Raw genomic sequence first — 17,980 nt, 5'->3', positions numbered from 1 at the left:
TCCTCTTCATGGTCACCTTCGCCGGCGCGATGATAGCCGCGATCCGTCAAAAGGCCACCGCATCGGCACCCTTCAGGCCGAGATGGGCGCGCGCCTCGGCGGGGGTGGCGACCTCGAGCGACAGGGCTTCGAGGACGGTGCGGATGCGCTCGACCTGCTCGGCATTGCTGCGGGCAAGACGGCCGCGGCCGCTGTAGAGGCTGTCTTCCAGCCCGACGCGGACATGGCCGCCCATGGCTGCAGCCATGGAGACCATCGGCATCTGGTGGCGGCCGGCCCCCAGCACCGAGAAGCTGTAGTCGGCGCCGAAGAGCTTGTCGGCGATGCGCTTCATGTGGGTGAGGTTTTCCGGATCGGCGCCGATGCCGCCGAGCACGCCGAAGACGAACTGGATGAAGAGCCGGCCCGAGACGAGGCCACGGTCGCGCAGGTATGCGAGCGAATAGAGATGCCCGACATCGTAGCATTCGAATTCGAAGCGTGTGCCGCAACCGCGGCCGAGGCGATCGAGGATGAATTCCATGTCCTCGAAGGTGTTCTTGAAGATCGTGCCGCGGGTCGCCTCCAGAAGCTGCGGCTCCCAGGCGTGCTTCCATTCCAGCGGTTTTTCGAGCGCCGGAAAGAGCGCGAAGTTCATCGAGCCCATGTTGAAGGACGCCATTTCAGGCTTCCCGTCGAGCGCCGGGGCAAGACGCGCTTCGAGCGCCATCAGCGACGAGCCGCCGGTCGAGATGTTGACCACCGCGTCGGTCGCCTGCCTGATGCGCGGCAGGAATTGCCGGAAGACCGCCGGATCGGCGCTCGGGCGGCCGTCCTTCGGATCGCGGGCGTGCAGGTGAAGGATCGCCGCACCGGCCTCGGCGGCGGCGATCGCCTCGGCGGCGATCTCGTCCGGCGTCACCGGCAGGTAGGGCGACATGGTCGGCGTGTGCACCGAGCCGGTGACGGCGCAGGTGATGATCACCTTGTTGCGCATGGTGTCGGTCTTCGTGGTCATCGGCGTCTCCTTCAGCGGTTCACGGGCAGGCCAAGCTCGGCGGCGAGCTCGGCGAGCGTGCTTTCGAGGATGCCGATCGTTTCGGCGATCTCTTCCGGCGTGATGATCATCGGCGGACAGACGAGGAAATGGTCGCCCTCGGTGCCGCCTCGGGTGCGCCGCGAATAGATGATGAGGCCACGCTCATAGGCGATGTCGACCACCCGCTGGTAGGCGTTCATCTCCTTCGGCAGCGGCGCCATCGTCTCGCGGTCGGCGATGAATTCGGCGGCGAGCAGCAGGCCCTTGCCGCGCACGTCGCCGATGAAGGGGAAGCGTTCGGCAAGCCCTTCGAGCTCGCGGCGCAGGAGATTGCCGGCGCGTGTCGCATTGCCGAGCAGGTCGTGGTTCTCGATCTCGTCGAGGACGGCGAGCCCTGCCGCACAGGCGAGCGGATTGCCGGCATAGGTGTAGCCGTGAGCGAAGCCGCCGGCATCGAGCACCGGGCGGACGAGACGCGAGGGGGCGATCATCGCGCCGAGCGGGCAATAGCCGGCGCCGAGCCCCTTGGAGAGCGCGATCAGGTCCGGCTTGCAGTTCCAGTGGTCGCCGCCGAGATACTTGCCCGTGCGGCCCGCCCCGCTCATCACCTCGTCATGGATCAGCAGGATGCCGTAGCGGTCGCAGATCTCGCGGATGCGCGGATAGTAGCTATCGGGCGCGACGAGCGCGCCGGTCGAGGCGCCGCCGATCGGCTCCATGATGAAGGCGAGCACGCTTTCCGGGCCTTCGGCGAGGATCTTCTCCTCCAGCATGTCGGCATATTTCAGTCCGCGCTCCTCCATCGAGAGGTTGTCGCGGTCGAGATAGGCGGTCGGCGCCTTGATCTTCGGCATCGCCTGCATCATCGGCAGGAAGGGGGCGGTCAGCGCATCGTAACCGGTGACGGCGAGCGCCCCGAGCGTCGAGCCGTGATAGGAGGGGAAGCGCGAGATCACCTTGTAGCGGCTCGCCTGCCCCACCGCCACGGCCCACTGGCGCGCGAGCTTCAGGCAGGATTCCACCGCTTCCGATCCGCCGGAGACGAAGAAGACCTTGTCCATGCCCTGCGGCATATGGCGGGCGAGGCGGCGGGCCAGTTCCTCGGCCGGCTCGTTCTCGAAATGCAGGCGGTAGGCGAAGGTCACCTTGTCCATCTGCCGCTTCATCGCCTCGAGGACGCGAGAATTGCCGTGGCCGATGTTGACGACCATTGCGCCGCTCGACCCGTCGATCACCTTCCGGCCCGTCTCATCCCAGATGTAGATGCCCTCGGCGTGGCTCGCGAGCGGCCGGCGCAGGCGGCTCTGGTAGAAGAGGTGGGAGGCAGGACGTTCGTCGGCGTTCAGTGGCTTGTTCATCTCGGGTCTCTGTCAGCGTTTGAGGTAGCGGTCGAGCACGTTCTTCGTGACGCGCTCGACCATGGCGTCGTTGCGCAGCAATCCGGCCACCCATTCGCAGGTGCCGGCATGGAACACCTCGCCCCTGCCCTTCGGGAAATTGACGATCATGCCGTTGGAATAGCGCACCTTTTCGAGGTTCTCGTCGCTCGCCTCGCCATAGAGCGTCTCGGCGATGAAGCGGCCATCCTCGTCGCCGAAGAACATGTCCTCGGGGGCGAGCACGTCGCTTTCCTCGACCTGGCTCGCCATGCCGAGCGCGAGGATTTCAAGGCCCTCGGGCGCGCCGCTCGTCTTCGTCGGATAGGGCAGGCCGTGGCGGATCTCGTATTCCAGGCCGTCGACCTCATAGCCATAGATGTGGCTGTCGGCGCCGAGAAGATCGCCATAGAAGAGACCGGTGCCGGCAAACGCCCAGTGGCCCGGCCGGCAGACCGGAAAGCCGCGCACACCGCGCGGGGCGCACCCGCCCCAGCCGGCATAGACGCCGTTGGTGGAATTGAGGCCGAAGGTCGCCGAGCCCGGACGCCCAATTTCCGGCGCTTCCCAGCTGTTGGTGGCGCGGGTGACGTCGCCGCTCTTGTAGGCTGGGTCTTCGGCGCGCGCACGGTATTTGTAGCAGACCTGGGTGCGGCCATCGTCTTCCAGCCGCGTCTGCCACATGAAGTTACCGGCGAAACGCGCCGCCCGGCCGCCGCGCCCGACGAAGGCGTCGACGGCATCACGCATCTCCCAGGTCCAGTATTCGTCATGGCCGACGAAGACGGCGCAATCGTAACCGTCGAGGATCTCCGGCTTGAAATGCAGTTCGTGCTGACTGGCGAGATCGACCTCGTAACCGGCGCGCTCGGCCCAGCGGAAGAAGTGGCCGTCGTAACTCGCCCAGCCGGCGGAGGCGTATTTCTTGGAATAGCCGGTCGCATAGGCCCATTCCATGTGCGGATAGCGCGGCGTGGTGCCCACCTGCAGCGAGACTTCCAGCGGCACACGCGGCGCCTCTTTCGGCAGGACCACGAAGCCGCGGCACCATGGCCGCTGGGTGCTCACGCTCGTGGCGTACTGGTCGCGGTTCTGACCGGTGATGCCCTGGTAGTGGTTGGAGCCACCCCAGGTGTTGTAGGCCGTCCAGGTTCCGGTCGCGGCGACCTGCAGGATACGACCGGTCTTCCTCGCCGGAGCCGGATGAAGGATGAAAAGATGGTAGCAGTGGATCGGTGCACCGTCCCGGCCTTCGGCCCGCAGCGTCAGGCGATAGGCCCCGGACGGCCATTCCTCGGGAATGCGGAATTCGAAGCTATCCTGCCAGCCGCATCCGAGAACCGAGCATTGGTCGGGCGTATCCTGCCAGCGGGCCGCGATGTTGCGTTCCGTCAGTACGGGCGTTTCGCCGGCACCGTCACGCAGGATCTCGAGATCGAAACGCGACGCCGTGGAGCTGACGAACAGGGTCACCTTTTCACCCGGCCCGTAGGAGAAGCGGTCGGAATAGCACCAGATCTCGCCGCGCCCGCCGTCCATGCCGGGATATTCGTAGTAATGGCCGCGCACCGCAAAGCGGCGCTGCTCCGGCGTCAGGCCGAAATCCGGAAAGGCTGTCGTCATGTCGTCTCGCCCCTCTGCCGCCGGAAGAACCGGCCTACTCGCGCCGGTACCGGTGAATGGCCGGCATGATTGCGCTTGCCGAAGCATTCTGCAAATAGATAATGAAAATAGACATCATAGCTTTGGGGAATGTATGCCGCCGCGCGCCGACAAGCTTGTCTTCGACCTCGACTGGAACCTGCTGCGCACTTTCGTCGTGATCGCCGAAGGCAAGAGCATCACCCGTGCGGCCGAGCGGCTCAACCTCAAGCAGCCGAGCGTCAGCAATGCATTGAAGCGGCTGGAAGACCGGATCGGGACGCGGCTCGTCGACCGCGATGCCACCCGCTTCGCGCTGACCGAAGCCGGCCTGATGCTCTACGAGCAGGCGGTCGAGGTATTCGGCACGATCTCGCAGCTGCCCGACCTGATGCAGGGCATGGCCGGTGCGGTGACCGGGCACGTGTCGATCGCACTCGCAAGCCATGTCGTCTCGCCGCTCTTCGACCGGGCGCTTTCCGCCTTCCACACGGCGCATCCGCGGGCGAACCTCACCATCTCCGTCGCCGAGAGCCTGGAGGTGGTGCAGCGGGTGCGCGAGCGGCGCGCCTCCTTCGGTATCTGCCTGATGCGCGAACGCGATCCGGCGCTTTCCTACACCATGGTCTATCGCGAGCATTTCGGCTTCTTCTGCGGCCCCGGCCACCGGCTCTACGGGCGCAACGACCTGACGCTCGCCGACCTGCGCGAGGAATCCTCAGTCTCCTTCCAGACCGACAACATCTCCGATGCGCTGCGGCCCGTGGCGCTGCTGCGCAGCGAGGCGAAGCTGCGCGGCAATGTCGTCGGAGTCTCCTCGAGCCTCGAGGAGGTGCGGCGGATGATCGTCGCGGGGCTCGGCATCGGGCCGCTGCCGCTGCATGTCGCGCGCCGCGATGTGGACGACGGCCTGCTGTGGCGGCTGCCGCCCTACGACAACCCGCCGGCGGTCGACATCTATCTCGTCACCAATCCGGAAAAGCGGATGAACCGGGCGGAAAAGGCGCTCGTCGAGGCGCTCGAGGCCGAGATCGCCGCAACGCCGGTCGAGGAACGCATCTACGGGCCGTGAACGACGCAACCCTGCAGGAGATCAGCCGGCATTCTCCACCAGCAGCGCCTCGGCACGGGCGCGGGCGGCCGGATCGAGCGCGATCGCCGCGCGGGCGACGAGGTCGAAGCGGGCGCTCACCGTGCGGGCACGGGCATGAAGCACGCCGTCGAGGCTGCCGCGCATCTCCTGCTCGAAGGTGATCGAGGAACGGCCGACCTTCACCACGTGCGAGCGGATGGTCAAAAGCGCGCCGGGCTTCGTCTCGTGCTTGTACTCGATCTCGGTGCGGACATCCGCCCAGCCCTTGCCCGTATCGTCGGCCGCTTCCGCCCCGGCGATATGGCCGAGAAGCTGGAAGCTCGCGTCGTCGAACATCGCCGCATAGTGGCGAACGTTCATATGACCCATGGTGTCGCACATCCACGGATGCGCAACGCCAACGAAAGTGACGATGGAACGCTCGGTCATGATTTTCCTCTCCCCGGTGCTCGGCCCTCCTCGCGCTTAGCGGAGGGCGGGTGCGGGTGTAAAGCGGGAAGGTGCGAGGAGCGGCGGGAAGGAAAGGGAGAAACAGGCCCCGGAAATGAAAAAAGCCCGCTTCCGCGGGCTTTTCGGCTGGTCGGAGTGGCGTGATTCGAACACGCGACCCCCACGTCCCGAACGTGGTGCGCTACCAGACTGCGCTACACTCCGTGACCAGCGGCGCCTCTATAGACCAGCCGTTTTTGTTGCACAAGCGGTGTTTTGAAAAAAGCGCCGGGGCAATGCGAAAAATTTGTGACGGGCCGCCACCCCCCTCCGGAACCGCGGACGGCGGCAGGCGCGCGGAGCCCTTGTTTCACAGGGGAAGCGTGGCAGGACGGATACAGGCGCGAAAATAAACGGGCGGGCGCGTGGAACCGATTTTCTCCAAAGGCAATTGGGGATAAAGCCGCCAGAGGTGAGGTCGCCGGTGCGGGGGCTGCGCAGAGGCGCGGCCGCCGGCCCCACCGCTCGAAGCGAAGGACGGGACAGATGAATTTCCGCGTGATTACAATGGCTGGCCTCGCGCTGGCCCTTGCCGCATGTACGACAACAGGGGGCGGCGCCAGGAACGGCGTCGAGGCGCGCTGGAACGGCAAGCAGGCCGGCGCCTTCTTCGCCAAGTTCGGCCCGCCGATCAGCGATACGGCCGCCGGCGGCAACACGCTCTATAGCTGGCGCGGCGGCTACAAGACCCGCGTGGTGCCGGCGGTCTATGAGGACCTCGACGGCAAGAAGGGCAAGCTCCTGCAGAGCGCCCGCACCGAATACCTGCGCTGCGAAGTGCAGCTCACGGTCTCCCCCGATTACGTCATCCGCGGCGTGCGCACGGTGGTCGACAAGCGCACCGACGGCAAGAGCTATTGCGAGGAATTCCTGACCGCCGAATGAAGATGGTGTCGCAGGACCAAATCCGGAACGGGCTCCTTGGTGGGCCCGTTTTCGTTTTCAGACGCATGTTTGCGAGGGACGTCGGCCGGGCGGGAGGAATGGGGGCCGGACGGGCGATCGGAAGGATCGAAGAACCTCGCTACGCACTACCAATCGCGAGGCAAGGTCCTTATAGCCGCGCCAAGGTTAATTTTTACCTTATCCGGCAAATGCTTATCGTCAAAAATTCGACGGTCGCGGGAACGACGGGCATAGCGGCAAAGGTCGCTACTGCCGGAAATTTGCTGGCTCTCACCCCCAAAAGCCGGGGATTTTCTTGACTATGTTCCCGTTATGTTCCATGCTTCCCCGTGCAATGACCATGACGTTCGACACCCTCGGCAAGGCCGCCCTCCACCAGATGCTTCTCACCGCCACCTGCCGGCGCTGCGGTCGCCAGGCGAAATTTGTCGCCGAAGACCTCGCCCGCGTCTACGGCAGCAGCCGCAACCCGCATACCCTGCCCTTCAAATGCACGACCTGCGACGCGAAGGACTGCGAAGTCCGGCTGATGGGCCTGCCCTTCGACAGAAAGCCGGACACCATCATCTGGCGGCCGACGAAGGGTCGGAGGTAGGGAAGTTGAGGGGACGTACTGCACTCTTGACGTATGGCTGGCAGACGGCACGATGTGGGTAGTTGCCAGGAGATCCTCCATGCGTACCGTTTCCGTCTTTCGCAGCAACCGGAATCAGGCAATCCGCCTGCCGAAGGATTTCGAGTTTCCGGGGGTGAGCGAATTGACCATCGAAAGACAGGGCGACGCTATCATCTTGCGTCCCGTCCGTCCGAGTTGGGCCTCGTTCCGCGACGAGCCGCCGGCGGATGTGGACTTCCTGCGCGATCGCTCCGACCTGATTGAGGAGGGACGCTTCTCTCTGGGCGAGAACTAAGGCGTTGGTGACGAACAACATGCGGGAGTTTTCGCGCGTCATGGGTCTGCCCCTCGAAGACTGGGCCGTCTGAGACCGTTTCGCGAGATACCGGCGCACAAAGGGAAACTAGAGAACTGGCTGGGGCGCCTGGATTCGAACCAGGGGATGGCGGTACCAAAAACCGCTGCCTTACCGCTTGGCTACGCCCCAACACGTGCGGATCGTCGCGGCTGGGAGCAGGGCTCCGTCGCCGGCCGTTGCCCCTTAGCAAAAGCGGCATGGCGGGGCAACGGTTTCGTGACAAAAAATCGGGCTCCCCTTCCGGCCGCCTTCGCCGATCAACGGTTTTCATCGGCCGCATCCGATTTTTTCATTGGACGCGACGCGTGGGCGCCTTAGGGTCCGCTCGAGACTCATGATGCCCTAAACGAGGAACACCCATGCCCGGCTTTTCCGCCCGCCCGCCTGCCCTGCCGACGATCCTTCTCGACGATGCCGTGGTGCGCATCACACGCTGGGATTTCGAGCCCGGGGCTGCGACCGGCCATCACGTGCACGGCCTCGGCTACGTGGTGGTGCCGATGACCGATTGCCACCTTCTCATCGAGGACGCCGACGGCGAACGGCGGGTGACGAACCGGGCCGGCGCGGCCTATCGCCGTGAGGCGGGCATCGAGCATAATGTCGTCAACGGCGGCGATGCGCCGATGTCCTTCATCGAGATCGAGTATAAATGAGCGCCCCGCGCAACACGCCGAAAAGCCCGGAATTCGACCTCACCTTCGAACCGGCCCACGGCCGGGCGGTGCCGGTCGCCGACGGCGTGGAGCGGATCACCGTCAACAATCCCGGCCCTTTTACCTTCCATGGCACGAATACCTATATCGTCGGCCGTGGCTCCGTCGTCGTCATCGATCCGGGGCCGGAGGACGAGGCGCATTTTTCGGCGCTGATGCAGGCGCTCGAGGGCCGCGAGGTCACCCATATCGCCGTCAGCCACACCCACAAGGACCATTCGCCGCTCGCAAGGCGGCTGAAGGCCGCGACCGGGGCGGTGATCGTCGCCGAAGGGCCGCACCGCGCGGCCCGCCCCCTCCACACCGGCGAAACCAACCCGTTCGCGGAGAGTTCCGACATGGAATTTTCCCCGGACATCGCACTTGCCGACGGCGACAGGGTCGAGGGCGACGGCTGGACGCTTTCGGCAATCGCCACTCCCGGCCACACCGCCAACCACCTCGCCTTCGCGCTCGAGGAGAGCGGCATCGTCTTTTCCGCCGACCATGTGATGGCCTGGGCGACGAGCATCGTCGCGCCGCCCGACGGCGCCATGGGCGACTACATGGCTTCGCTCGAAAGGCTGCTTTCGCGCGACGACCGCATCTATTTTCCCGGCCATGGCGGGCCGGTGAAGGACCCGCCGGCCTTCCTGCGGGGGCTCAGGACCCACCGGCGGATGCGCGAGCGCGCCGTGCTCGAACGTATCCGGGCGGGCGACCGGTTGATCCCGGACATGGTGAAGGCAATCTACCGCGACACCGATCCGCGCCTTCACGGTGCGGCCGCGCTCTCCGTGCTCGCCCATATCGAGGATCTCGTCGAGAAGGGGATCGTCGCGACCGAAGGTCCGCCGCGGCTCACTGGCGTCTACACGATCGCCTGACGAGCCGGCCTTGCGCCGTCAGTCGCCGGCGACCCCCAGAAGCTCGGCATCGAGTTCGTGAAGGTAATGCTCGGCGATCAGGTCGCCGATGCCGAGATCGTGCGGGCCGTAGCGGCTGGCGACGCGAACGTCGACCAGCGTCGTCTCGGCCTCCTCGCGCAGCCTCACCATCACGTCGAAGGAAAGGCCGAGCACCAGCGTGCGCATCTCCGCCTGGATGCGGGCCGTGCCGGCAGGTTCCGGCGGCTCGGCGACGGCGAGCTCCTGCGGCGCGGGCCGCGGCAGCGGCACCGGGCCGACGTCCGGGGTCGTTTCGGCCGGCGCCGTGGCCTGCGCATCCCTTCCCTGCGGCAGCGGCACGAGCTCGGGCTGGAGAAGTTCGTGGCCGCGCGAGGCCGTCACGGTGAGGCCGGTGAGGTCGGCGACCTTCAGCACCGCCTCGTGCACGCGGTCGAGCGCGCCTTCGTAGCGTCGGCCGGTGAGGCCCGGATAGGCGCCTGCCTGCATCTGCCGCATCGCCGGCGTGACCGGCGGCCGATCGAGCCATTGCTGCCTCGCCTCCGGCACCGTGATCCAGGCGGGCGGATCGACGGGGTCGGTCGAGACGTCGTAGAGCATGGGTCGGGTCACGTACTGGAAGGCGGCAAAGCCGACGAGGCCGAGCGGCAGCGCGGCATAGAGAAGCGCCTTCGCCGCCGCGACGCCGCCGAGCGCTCCGACCTTCCAGAGCCGCCAGAGGCCGAAGAGCGCGAGCGGCACGGCAAGTGCCGCCGGGACCGCCGAAGCGAGCACGAGCGCCACGAAATCCGGCGTGGTGAGGGGCCCGAAGCGGTGGAGAAGCACGACGAGGACGAGGAAGACGGCGGCCGCACGCCCGAGCCGCCGCGCCAGGAAGGCCGAGCGGGAGACGGGCCGGTCATAACGAATGGTCATCGATGCGTCACCGGCGCTCGCGAGTTCGGATCAGGTGCTTCCTGTTTATCGTCTCGCCCGGCAGGCGACAAGCGCGCTCACGGCTGCGAACCGTCGCCCGCCTGACTGCCGTCGGTCTGACTGCCGTCGTCGAGCGGCAGTTCCTCGCCGTTCAGCGTCGGTGCCGAGCCGTCGTCGGGGATGATCAGCTGCAGGTCGCCCGGCGCCGGCGGAGGAGCGGCATTCTCCGGCTGCGGCATGTAGAGCGAGCCGAGGACGATGAAACCGATGACCACGAGCCAGCTTCCGACGATGCGCGAGGGGATCACGAGCCAGGGGCCGCGGAACTGCCGCAGCAGCAGCGCCGGTGCCACCACGAGCCAGAGGGCGCAGAGCACCGTGCCTGTCGTGAAATCGAGGATGCCGATGCCAAGATCGTCGAGGCCGACGAAGAGCGAGAAGGAGAAGGCGACGATCGCCGCGGCGACGGCCGCCGCAGGGCCGGCCCAGCGTCCCGGCACCCAGAGTGCCGCCCCGGTCACGATCACCGCGGCGGGTGCGATGAGATAGAGCACCTCGCCGAGCGGCGAGGCGAGTATCCCCCGGAAGATCGTATCGAAGAAGGACAGCATCACCACCAGCACGACGAGGAACGTCGCGAAGATGATGCGCATCTCGCGCACGCCCGGCGCGACGGCGGCGGCGACCGCAAGGCCGAGCATCGCGAGCACGAGATCGTAAACCGAGAGCGTGAAGAGGAAGCCGAGCTCCAGGAAGCCGTAGTCGTGGGTGATCGCCTGCGAGAGGCCGAGCCCCAGGAAGCCGAGGAGGACGAGGTCGAGCGACCAGCGGAAACCTGCGGTGCGGCTGATCCGGCGGAAGTCCGGCCGCGTACCGGCCGGCACCGGCGGCAGCGCCTCGGCCGGCGGCTTCGCGGGACCGGCCTTCGCGAGCTGGGTCTTCATAGACTGCGGCTTCGCAGCGGGTGTCGACTGGACGGCGCCTGCCGTCCTCGCCCGCTGCCGGGCCCTTTGCTGTTGCCGTCGCTTGCTCATGAAGGCCGTCTCATGCCGTCCGGGTGAAAGATCCTGCGACGGCTATTCCACACCGCGGGCGATTTGTCATCCACCGGGAGTGCGCGGGACCTAACCCGCGCTGCGCCCGCTGCGGTTCGCCTTGATCGCCGCCTGCGCGGCGGAGAGCCTTGCGATCGGCACGCGGAAGGGCGAGCAGGAGACGTAGTCGAGGCCGGCGCCTTCGCAGAAGTGGATCGAGGCCGGGTCGCCGCCATGCTCGCCGCAGATGCCGAGCTTCATGTCGGGCCGGGTCTGGCGGCCGCGCTCGGCAGCAATCCGGATCAGTTCGCCGACACCGTCGAAATCCAGCGAGATGAAGGGGTCGTGCTCGATGATGCCCTTGCGCTGGTAGGTGGTGATGAAGGACGAGGCGTCGTCGCGCGAGATCCCGAAGGTCGTCTGCGTCAGGTCGTTGGTGCCGAAGGAGAAGAATTCCGCCACCTCGGCGATCACATGGGCGCGCAAGGCGGCGCGCGGCAGTTCGATCATCGTGCCGACGAGATAGCTGATCTGCAGGCCGGCCTCGGTCATCACCTCCTGGGCGACGCGGTCGATGGCGGCCTTCACGTAGTCGAGCTCGGATTTCAGGCCGACGAGCGGCACCATGATTTCCGGCACGACCGCGGCACCCGTCTCGCGGGCGGCCTCGATCGCGGCCTCGAAGATCGCGCGGGCCTGCATTTCGGCGATCTCGGGATAGGAGATCGCGAGCCGGCAGCCGCGATGGCCGAGCATGGGGTTGAACTCGTGCAGCGCATCGACCCGCTGGCGCAGGAGCTGCGGCTCGAGCCCCATGGCGTCTGCCACCTCGGCGATCTCCTCGTCGGTCTTCGGCAGGAATTCGTGCAGCGGCGGATCGAGGAGACGGATCGTCACCGGCAGGCCGTGCATGATCTCGAAGAGCTCGGTGAAATCGGAGCGCTGCATCGGCAGGAGCTTGGCGAGCGCACGGCGACGGCCCTCCTCGTCGGCGGCGAGGATCATCTCGCGCATCACCTGGATGCGCATGCCCTCGAAGAACATGTGCTCGGTGCGGCAGAGCCCGATGCCTTCGGCGCCGAAGGAGCGCGCCGCGCGCGCATCGGTCGGCGTATCGGCATTGGTGCGCACCGTCATGCGCCGGGTGCGGTCGGCCCAGTCCATCAGCTGGGCGAAATCGCCGGAAAGCTCCGGCTGCAGCATCGCCACCCTGCCCTTCAGCACCTGGCCGGTGGAACCGTCGATGGTGATGACGTCGCCCTTGCCGAGCGTCACGCCGGCGCCGATCAGCACCTCGTTGCGCAGGTCGACGCGCAGGTTTCCGGCGCCCGCGACGCACGGGATGCCCATGCCGCGGGCGACTACTGCCGCATGGGAGGTCATGCCGCCGCGGGTGGTCAGGATGCCTTCGGCCGCGTGCATGCCGTGAATGTCTTCCGGGCTCGTCTCGACGCGGACGAGGATCACCTTGCGGCCCTCCTCCTCGGCGATGACGGCCTCTTCCGCCGTGAAGACGATCTCGCCGGTCGCCGCCCCCGGCGACGCCGGAAGGCCGGCGCCGATGACGTCGCGCTCGACGCGCGGATCGATCGTCGGGTGCAGGAGCTGGTCGAGCGAGGACGGCTCGATGCGCATCACCGCCTCTTCCTCGCTGATCAGTCCTTCTCCCGCCATGTCGACGGCGATCTTCATCGCGGCCTTGGTGGTGCGCTTGCCGGAGCGGGCCTGCAGCATCCAGAGCTTGCCGCGCTCGATGGTGAATTCGAGATCCTGCATGTCGCGGTAGTGCGCTTCGAGCTTGTCGCAGATCGAGCGGAACTCGGCGAAAGCCTCGGGCATCACCTTTTCGAGCGAGGGCTTGTCGGAGCCGGATTCGATCCGCGCCGCCTCGGTGATCGATTGCGGCGTGCGAATGCCGGCGACGACGTCCTCGCCCTGGGCGTTGACGAGGAACTCGCCGTAGAGCGCCTTCTCGCCGGTCGAGGGATTGCGGGTGAAGGCGACGCCGGTCGCAGAGGTCGAGCCGAGATTGCCGAAGACCATGGCCTGCACGGTAACGGCAGTGCCCCATTCTGCGGGGATGGCGTGCAGGTGGCGATAGGTGATCGCCCGCGGGTTCATCCAGCTTGCAAAGACCGCGCCGATCGCGCCCCAGAGCTGGACAAGCGGGTCCTGCGGGAAGGGCTCGCCGAGCTCCTCCTCGATCAGCGCCTTGTAGAGGCCGACGACATGCTGCCATTCGACGGCGGAGAGGTCGGTGTCGAGATCGTGGCCGAGGCGGGCCTTCTCGTCTTCGAGGATTTCCTCGAAGGCTTCATGGCCGAGACCCATGACGACGTCGCCATACATCTGGATGAAGCGGCGGTAGCTGTCCCAGGCAAAGCGCGCATCGCCGGCATTGTGGCCGAGCGCCTCGACGGTCTCGTCGTTGAGGCCGAGGTTGAGCACCGTGTCCATCATGCCCGGCATCGAGGTGCGGGCGCCGGAGCGGACGGAGAGCAGCAGCGGATTTGTGGTATCGCCGAAGCCGCGGCCGGTGATCTCCTCCATGCCTTTCAGGCCGGCGAGCACCTCTTTCTTCATGCCCTCCGGCAGCGTGCGGCCGTTCTCGTAATAATAGGTGCAGACGTCGGTGATGATGGTGAGGCCGGGCGGCACCGGCAGGCCGAGGCTCGCCATCTCCGCAAGGTTTGCGCCCTTGCCGCCGAGATGCTCGCGATCGCCTGCGCGACCTTCGGCCTTTCCGTCACCGAAGGTATAGACCCACTTCCTCATGCCCGCTCTCCACCCATAGGCTTTTTCCATCATTTACAGCAATCTAGCCGGATTGGAAACGCCGCCGCCTGCAACTTATGTTGCATTGCATCATAATTGCGGCACCCTCGTGGAGATTTTCGGGGAAAGGCTGAAACCACTCGTCCGATTGTCAGAAATCGCCGGCGAGCCGTTCCGCCGGCGTCGGATCGCCGAGAATCACATGCCCCTGCCGGGAGTCGCGGATATAGACCGTCACCCGCTTGCCGTCGGCGGAAAAGAGCGCCCGCAGGCGGCTTTCGGCGCAGCGCCCGGCCTCGCAGGCGGAAAAGAGCTGCATTTCCTTGCCCTCGACCGGGACGCTCTTCGAGGCGAGCGCGATGTATTTGGGGCGGGCGACCATGGCGCGTATCCACGACGGAAGCCCGCGGCGCCCTCGCAGCAGCGTTTCGAGCGCCTCGCGGTGGGGCGCGGACGATGCGATCACCTCTGGCAAAAAATTGCCGGCAAGGCTCGGCGCCGATTCCTCCGCGTGGAGCGGAAGGGAGAGAGCGACCGTGAGGGCCGCGGCCATGGCGACGGGCCGGAGAGCGCCCCGGTATTGCCGGTGCCGGCCGGTCACACCGCCTCGCGCTCGCGCAGGGCCTCCGCCGTCTGCAGGTCGACGGAGACGAGCTGGGAAACGCCCTGCTCGGCCATGGTTACGCCGAAGAGCCGGTTCATGCGCGCCATGGTGATCGGGTTGTGGGTGATGACGACGAAGCGGGTCTCGGTGGAGGCCGCCATCTCGTCCATCAGGTTGCAGTAGCGCTCGACATTGTGGTCGTCGAGCGGCGCGTCCACCTCGTCGAGCACGCAGATCGGCGCCGGATTGGTGAGGAAGACGGCGAAGATCAGCGCCATCGCCGTCAGCGCCTGTTCACCGCCGGAAAGCAGCGTCATCGTCTGCGGCTTCTTGCCCGGCGGGCGGGCGAGGATTTCGAGCCCGGCCTCCAGCGGGTCCTCGCTCTCGATCAGCTGCAGCTCCGCGGTCCCGCCGTTGAAGAGATGCGTGAAGAGGCGCTGGAACTGGGCGTTGACCACGTCGAAGGCGGCGATCAGCCGTTCGCGCCCCTCGCGGTTCAGGCTCTGGATCGCCCCGCGCAGCTTGCGGATGGCGTCGATCACGTCGTCGCGTTCCTTGATGAGCGCCGCAAGCTTCTCCGAAAGCTCCTTCTGTTCCTCGTCGGCGCGCAGGTTGACGGCGCCGAGGCGTTCGCGCTCGATGCGCAGCCGGTCGAGATCGCGCTCGATCGCGCGCAAGTCCGGCAAGCCGTCGCCGGCATTGCGCCCGGTCAGCCGGAAGGCCTCGTGCGGCTCGACGTTGAGCGCCTGATGGATGCGCCCCTCGGTCTCCTTGCGGCGCTCGCGCGCCGACATCAGACGTTCCTCGGCGCGGCCGCGCTTCTCGCGGCTCTCGGCAAGCTCGGCAAGGGCGGACACCGCCTTCGCGTCGGCCTCGCGCTGGCGGGTCTCGGCTTCGGCGAGCCTGTCGGCCGCGGCCCGGCGGGAGGCTTCCGCCTTGTCGAGTTCGGCGATCAGCGCGCGGCGCTTCTCGTCGAATTCGTCGGGCGCCATTTCGAGCGACATGACCTCTTCGCGCGCGTCGAGCTCACGGTCGCGCAGGGTGGCGATATGCTCTTCGGCGCTCCGCGCACGGGCGATCCAGGTCGCCCGTTCCTGGCCGATCGCGGCAATGCGGCGCCGGCGCTGCTCGTTTTCGCGGTCGAGACCTTCGTGACGGGCGCGCGCCTCGGCAAGCAGGCCGCGGCCGGTCGCCACCTCGAGCTGGCTGATCCGCAGCCGCTCGTCGAGATCGGAAAGGTCCGGCGCATCCTCGAGCTCGATACGGGCATTCTCTTCCTGCGCGAGGATTTCCTCGACCTGCGCCTTCAGGCCGCTCAGCGCCTCCTCCACCACGTCGCGGCGGCGCAGCAGGTCTCCGGAGGCGCGTTCCGCCTGGGCGAGCGCATCGCGGGCCTCGGAAAGGCGGCGGAGCGAGAGACGCTGGGTCTCGCGTGCGGCGGCGAGATTAGCGTCCGCCATGCGGATCGCCTCGACCGACTCGGCAAGCCTGTCTTCTGCCTCGGCCAGCTGGTCGCGGGCTTCCCCGATCTCGGCCTCGATTTCGGCGAGACGGTTCTTCTGGGCAAGGCGAAGCGCGGCCGCACTCGGCGCCTCGGAGCCGCGGACATGGCCGTCCCAGCGGTAGACGGCACCCTCGCGGGTGACGAGCCGCTGGCCGGGCTGCAGGAGCCCCATCAGGTGGTGCGCCTGATCTGCCGCGACGACGCCGATCTGGCGCAGGCGCCGCGTCAGCGCCGGCGGGGCGGCGACATGGCCGATCAGCGGAACCGCACCCACGGGCAGCGCCGGGTCGTCGGTGCCGGCTCCGTTCTCGCTCCAGTGGGCGGGCGCACGCGGATCGGTGGGCGAATCGAGGTCGTCGCCGAGCACCGCGCCGAGCGCCGTCTCGAAGCCGCGATCGACGCGCAGCTCCTCGGCGACCGGCGAGAATTCGCCGGAAGCGGCCGCAGAGGCGAGCATCTTGGAAATCGTGCGGGACTCGGTCTCAAGCCCGTTCAGCCTCGCGCGCGCCGCTTCAAGCGGGGTGCGGGCGAGGCTCTCGTCGCGGCGTGCCTCGTCAAGGGCCGCCTCCGCCTCGACGACCGCGGCCTCGCAATCGGCGGACGCCTGTTCGGCCGCTTCGACCATCTCCCGCTTCTCGTCCGGATCGGGCAGGCCGGCGACGCGGGCGGCGATATCGGCGATTTCGCGGGTGGCATCCTCCGCCTGCCGCTGCAGGCGCTGGCGGCGATCGGCGAGCTCGCGGATCGAGCGTTCGAGCTGGGTGCGTCCGGCGGCGGCCTCGGCGCGTTCGGCGGTGAGCGCTGAAAACTGCTTCTCGCTTTCGGCAAGCGTCGCGGCGGCGGCCTCGAAGGACTCGCGCGTCTCCTCGGCATGGCGGCCGGAATCGGCAAGCACCTCTTCGAGCTCGGCCTCCTCGGCGTCGAGCCGTTCGAGAATCGTCGCATTGTCGGCGACGAGCCGCTCCTCGCGGCGGATGTCCTCGTCGAGCTGGGCCAGGCGGCGGGCAAGTTCGTCGCGGCGCTTCAGGAGCCGGCCGGCATCCTCCTCGAGCTGCGAACGGGCGATCTGCAGGCGCTGCAGCGCGGCGGCGGCCTTCGCCTCGTCCTCGCGCAGTTCCGGCATCTTCAGGCTGGCGATCGCCTGCGCCTTCGCGGCCTCCATCTGGACCTGCGCCTTTTCAGCGACGATCGAGGTCGCCTGGTTGAGCGCACTGTCCGCCTCGCCTTCCGCCTCCTTGGCCTGCACCCACTGCACGTGGAGCAGCATCGCCTCGTTGGCGCGGATGTCGGCGGAGAGCATCTTGAAGCGGTTCGCCTGGCGGGCCTGCCGCTTCAGGCTCTCGATCTGGCTTTCGAGCTGGGAGGTGATGTCTTCGAGGCGTTCGAGATTGCCTTCGGCCGCCCGCAACCTGAGCTCCGCCTCGTGCCGGCGCGAATGCAGACCGGAAATGCCGGCCGCCTCTTCGAGAAGCTGGCGCCGCGCCTGCGGCTTCGCCTGGATGAGTTCGCCGATCCGTCCCTGCCCGACCATGGAGGGCGAACGCGCCCCGGTCGAGGCATCGGCGAAGAGCAGCTGCACGTCCTTTGCGCGCGCCTCCTTGCCGTTGATCCTGTAGACCGAGCCCTGTTCGCGCTCGATGCGGCGCGTCACCTGGATCTCGTCGGCGTCGTTGAAGGCGGCGGGCGCGGTGCGGTCGGAATTGTCGAGATAGAGGCCGACCTCGGCCGAATTGCGCGCCGGGCGGTTTCCCGAGCCGGAGAAGATCACGTCGTCCATGCCGGACGCGCGCATGTTCTTGTAGGAGTTCTCGCCCATCACCCATCGCAGCGCCTCGACGAGATTGGACTTGCCGCAACCGTTCGGGCCGACGACGCCCGTCAGTCCGCGCTCGATCACGAACTCCGTCGGTTCGACGAAGGACTTGAAGCCGACGAGGCGGAGACGGTTGAATTTCATGGAGCGACTCCGCGGAGACGCCGTGCAGAGATACCCCCCTCTGTCACTTCGTGACATCTCCCCCTCAAGGGGGGAGATCGGCGCGGGGCCGACG

At 67.2% G+C, this 17,980-nt stretch carries 15 protein-coding genes and 2 tRNA genes; 6 read left to right on the top strand and 11 right to left on the bottom strand.

Features of this window, described 5'->3' with window-relative positions; genetic code table 11:
* Nucleotides 1-46 precede the first annotated feature (46 nt).
* The 3 genes from kce to ACM6UT_RS19130 are packed head-to-tail and all read right to left on the bottom strand — an operon-like array spanning nucleotide 47 to nucleotide 4,017.
* Entirely contained in the window at nucleotides 47-997 is a 951-nt protein-coding gene (gene kce, locus ACM6UT_RS19140; RefSeq protein WP_416798940.1) for a 3,5-dioxohexanoate:acetyl-CoA acetone transferase, read from the bottom strand.
* A gap of 11 nt (nucleotides 998-1,008) precedes the next feature.
* Nucleotides 1,009-2,376, bottom strand: a complete 1,368-nt coding sequence (locus ACM6UT_RS19135; protein WP_416798939.1) for an aminotransferase family protein — start codon at nucleotides 2,374-2,376, stop codon at nucleotides 1,009-1,011.
* A 12-nt stretch (nucleotides 2,377-2,388) separates the two neighbouring features.
* Nucleotides 2,389-4,017 carry a N,N-dimethylformamidase beta subunit family domain-containing protein gene (locus ACM6UT_RS19130; RefSeq protein WP_416798938.1) on the bottom strand — a complete coding sequence of 543 codons (1,629 nt, stop codon included), beginning with the start codon at nucleotides 4,015-4,017 and terminating at the stop codon, nucleotides 2,389-2,391.
* A 133-nt stretch (nucleotides 4,018-4,150) separates the two neighbouring features.
* On the opposite strand from ACM6UT_RS19130, the gene ACM6UT_RS19125 reads away from it, so the two are divergent.
* On the top strand, nucleotides 4,151-5,107 hold the full coding sequence (locus tag ACM6UT_RS19125) for a LysR family transcriptional regulator (RefSeq protein WP_416798937.1): 957 nt from the start codon (nucleotides 4,151-4,153) through the stop codon (nucleotides 5,105-5,107).
* 21 nt (nucleotides 5,108-5,128) lie between these two features.
* Here the strand turns inward: ACM6UT_RS19125 and ACM6UT_RS19120 are convergent, their stop codons facing one another.
* Together ACM6UT_RS19120 and ACM6UT_RS19115 are read right to left on the bottom strand one after the other, a co-directional pair.
* Entirely contained in the window at nucleotides 5,129-5,557 is a 429-nt protein-coding gene (locus ACM6UT_RS19120) for an acyl-CoA thioesterase (RefSeq protein WP_416798936.1), read from the bottom strand.
* A 148-nt stretch (nucleotides 5,558-5,705) separates the two neighbouring features.
* Nucleotides 5,706-5,782: transfer RNA gene (locus ACM6UT_RS19115), tRNA-Pro, on the bottom strand.
* A 321-nt stretch (nucleotides 5,783-6,103) separates the two neighbouring features.
* Between ACM6UT_RS19115 and ACM6UT_RS19110 the strand changes: the two genes are divergently transcribed.
* From ACM6UT_RS19110 to vapB, 3 genes are all read left to right on the top strand, one after another.
* Nucleotides 6,104-6,502 carry a hypothetical protein gene (locus tag ACM6UT_RS19110; protein WP_416798935.1) on the top strand — a complete coding sequence of 133 codons (399 nt, stop codon included), beginning with the start codon at nucleotides 6,104-6,106 and terminating at the stop codon, nucleotides 6,500-6,502.
* Between the two features lie 361 nt (nucleotides 6,503-6,863).
* On the top strand, nucleotides 6,864-7,118 hold the full coding sequence (locus tag ACM6UT_RS19105) for a hypothetical protein (protein ID WP_129331854.1): 255 nt from the start codon (nucleotides 6,864-6,866) through the stop codon (nucleotides 7,116-7,118).
* 79 nt (nucleotides 7,119-7,197) lie between these two features.
* Entirely contained in the window at nucleotides 7,198-7,434 is a 237-nt protein-coding gene (gene vapB, locus ACM6UT_RS19100; RefSeq protein ID WP_416798934.1) for a type II toxin-antitoxin system VapB family antitoxin, read from the top strand.
* 117 nt (nucleotides 7,435-7,551) lie between these two features.
* On the opposite strand, the gene ACM6UT_RS19095 is transcribed toward vapB, so the two are convergent.
* A tRNA-Gln gene (locus ACM6UT_RS19095) sits at nucleotides 7,552-7,626 on the bottom strand.
* A 230-nt stretch (nucleotides 7,627-7,856) separates the two neighbouring features.
* Between ACM6UT_RS19095 and ACM6UT_RS19090 the strand changes: the two genes are divergently transcribed.
* On the top strand, nucleotides 7,857-8,153 hold the full coding sequence (locus tag ACM6UT_RS19090; protein ID WP_416798933.1) for a cupin domain-containing protein: 297 nt from the start codon (nucleotides 7,857-7,859) through the stop codon (nucleotides 8,151-8,153).
* Nucleotides 8,150-9,079, top strand: a complete 930-nt coding sequence (locus ACM6UT_RS19085) for an MBL fold metallo-hydrolase (RefSeq protein WP_416798932.1) — start codon at nucleotides 8,150-8,152, stop codon at nucleotides 9,077-9,079. The genes ACM6UT_RS19090 and ACM6UT_RS19085 overlap by 4 nt, the downstream gene beginning before the upstream one ends.
* An 18-nt stretch (nucleotides 9,080-9,097) precedes the next feature.
* Here the strand turns inward: ACM6UT_RS19085 and ACM6UT_RS19080 are convergent, their stop codons facing one another.
* The 5 genes from ACM6UT_RS19080 to ACM6UT_RS19060 form a co-directional block, all read right to left on the bottom strand.
* A complete protein-coding gene (locus ACM6UT_RS19080; RefSeq protein ID WP_416798931.1) occupies nucleotides 9,098-10,012 on the bottom strand; it encodes a DUF1499 domain-containing protein in 915 nt (304 codons plus the stop codon).
* Between the two features lie 77 nt (nucleotides 10,013-10,089).
* Nucleotides 10,090-11,046: a hypothetical protein gene (locus ACM6UT_RS19075; RefSeq protein WP_416798930.1), complete on the bottom strand. Its 957-nt coding sequence runs from the start codon at nucleotides 11,044-11,046 to the stop codon at nucleotides 10,090-10,092.
* Between the two features lie 90 nt (nucleotides 11,047-11,136).
* Nucleotides 11,137-13,821 carry a pyruvate, phosphate dikinase gene (gene ppdK / locus ACM6UT_RS19070; protein ID WP_416798929.1) on the bottom strand — a complete coding sequence of 895 codons (2,685 nt, stop codon included), beginning with the start codon at nucleotides 13,819-13,821 and terminating at the stop codon, nucleotides 11,137-11,139.
* 151 nt (nucleotides 13,822-13,972) lie between these two features.
* The gene (locus tag ACM6UT_RS19065; protein WP_416798928.1) at nucleotides 13,973-14,374 is read right to left on the bottom strand and encodes an Ivy family c-type lysozyme inhibitor; all 402 of its coding nucleotides are present in this window, start codon (nucleotides 14,372-14,374) and stop codon (nucleotides 13,973-13,975) included.
* A 44-nt stretch (nucleotides 14,375-14,418) separates the two neighbouring features.
* On the bottom strand, nucleotides 14,419-17,886 hold the full coding sequence (locus ACM6UT_RS19060; RefSeq protein ID WP_416798927.1) for a chromosome segregation SMC family protein: 3,468 nt from the start codon (nucleotides 17,884-17,886) through the stop codon (nucleotides 14,419-14,421).
* Nucleotides 17,887-17,980: the final 94 nt, after the last annotated feature.

The sequence above is a fragment of the Ciceribacter azotifigens genome, from assembly GCF_048159625.1.
Classification (GTDB): domain Bacteria; phylum Pseudomonadota; class Alphaproteobacteria; order Rhizobiales; family Rhizobiaceae; genus Allorhizobium; species Allorhizobium azotifigens.
Note: the sequence above shows the minus strand (reverse complement) of the source record. Positions and strands in the feature narration are given on the sequence as shown.

What these genes read in the sequence shown, in the direction of transcription:
- ACM6UT_RS19110 (WP_416798935.1), top strand. Translation starts at nt 6,104, where the DNA reads ATGAATTTCCGCGTGATTACAATGGCTGGCCTCGCGCTGGCCCTTGCC.
- ACM6UT_RS19135 (WP_416798939.1), bottom strand. Translation starts at nt 2,376, where the DNA reads ATGAACAAGCCACTGAACGCCGACGAACGTCCTGCCTCCCACCTCTTC.
- ACM6UT_RS19090 (WP_416798933.1), top strand. Translation starts at nt 7,857, where the DNA reads ATGCCCGGCTTTTCCGCCCGCCCGCCTGCCCTGCCGACGATCCTTCTC.
- ACM6UT_RS19075 (WP_416798930.1), bottom strand. Translation starts at nt 11,046, where the DNA reads ATGAGCAAGCGACGGCAACAGCAAAGGGCCCGGCAGCGGGCGAGGACG.
- ACM6UT_RS19080 (WP_416798931.1), bottom strand. Translation starts at nt 10,012, where the DNA reads ATGACCATTCGTTATGACCGGCCCGTCTCCCGCTCGGCCTTCCTGGCG.
- ACM6UT_RS19120 (WP_416798936.1), bottom strand. Translation starts at nt 5,557, where the DNA reads ATGACCGAGCGTTCCATCGTCACTTTCGTTGGCGTTGCGCATCCGTGG.
- kce (WP_416798940.1), bottom strand. Translation starts at nt 997, where the DNA reads ATGACCACGAAGACCGACACCATGCGCAACAAGGTGATCATCACCTGC.
- ACM6UT_RS19125 (WP_416798937.1), top strand. Translation starts at nt 4,151, where the DNA reads ATGCCGCCGCGCGCCGACAAGCTTGTCTTCGACCTCGACTGGAACCTG.
- ACM6UT_RS19085 (WP_416798932.1), top strand. Translation starts at nt 8,150, where the DNA reads ATGAGCGCCCCGCGCAACACGCCGAAAAGCCCGGAATTCGACCTCACC.
- ppdK (WP_416798929.1), bottom strand. Translation starts at nt 13,821, where the DNA reads ATGAGGAAGTGGGTCTATACCTTCGGTGACGGAAAGGCCGAAGGTCGC.
- ACM6UT_RS19105 (WP_129331854.1), top strand. Translation starts at nt 6,864, where the DNA reads ATGACGTTCGACACCCTCGGCAAGGCCGCCCTCCACCAGATGCTTCTC.
- ACM6UT_RS19060 (WP_416798927.1), bottom strand. Translation starts at nt 17,886, where the DNA reads ATGAAATTCAACCGTCTCCGCCTCGTCGGCTTCAAGTCCTTCGTCGAA.
- vapB (WP_416798934.1), top strand. Translation starts at nt 7,198, where the DNA reads ATGCGTACCGTTTCCGTCTTTCGCAGCAACCGGAATCAGGCAATCCGC.
- ACM6UT_RS19065 (WP_416798928.1), bottom strand. Translation starts at nt 14,374, where the DNA reads ATGGCCGCGGCCCTCACGGTCGCTCTCTCCCTTCCGCTCCACGCGGAG.
- ACM6UT_RS19130 (WP_416798938.1), bottom strand. Translation starts at nt 4,017, where the DNA reads ATGACGACAGCCTTTCCGGATTTCGGCCTGACGCCGGAGCAGCGCCGC.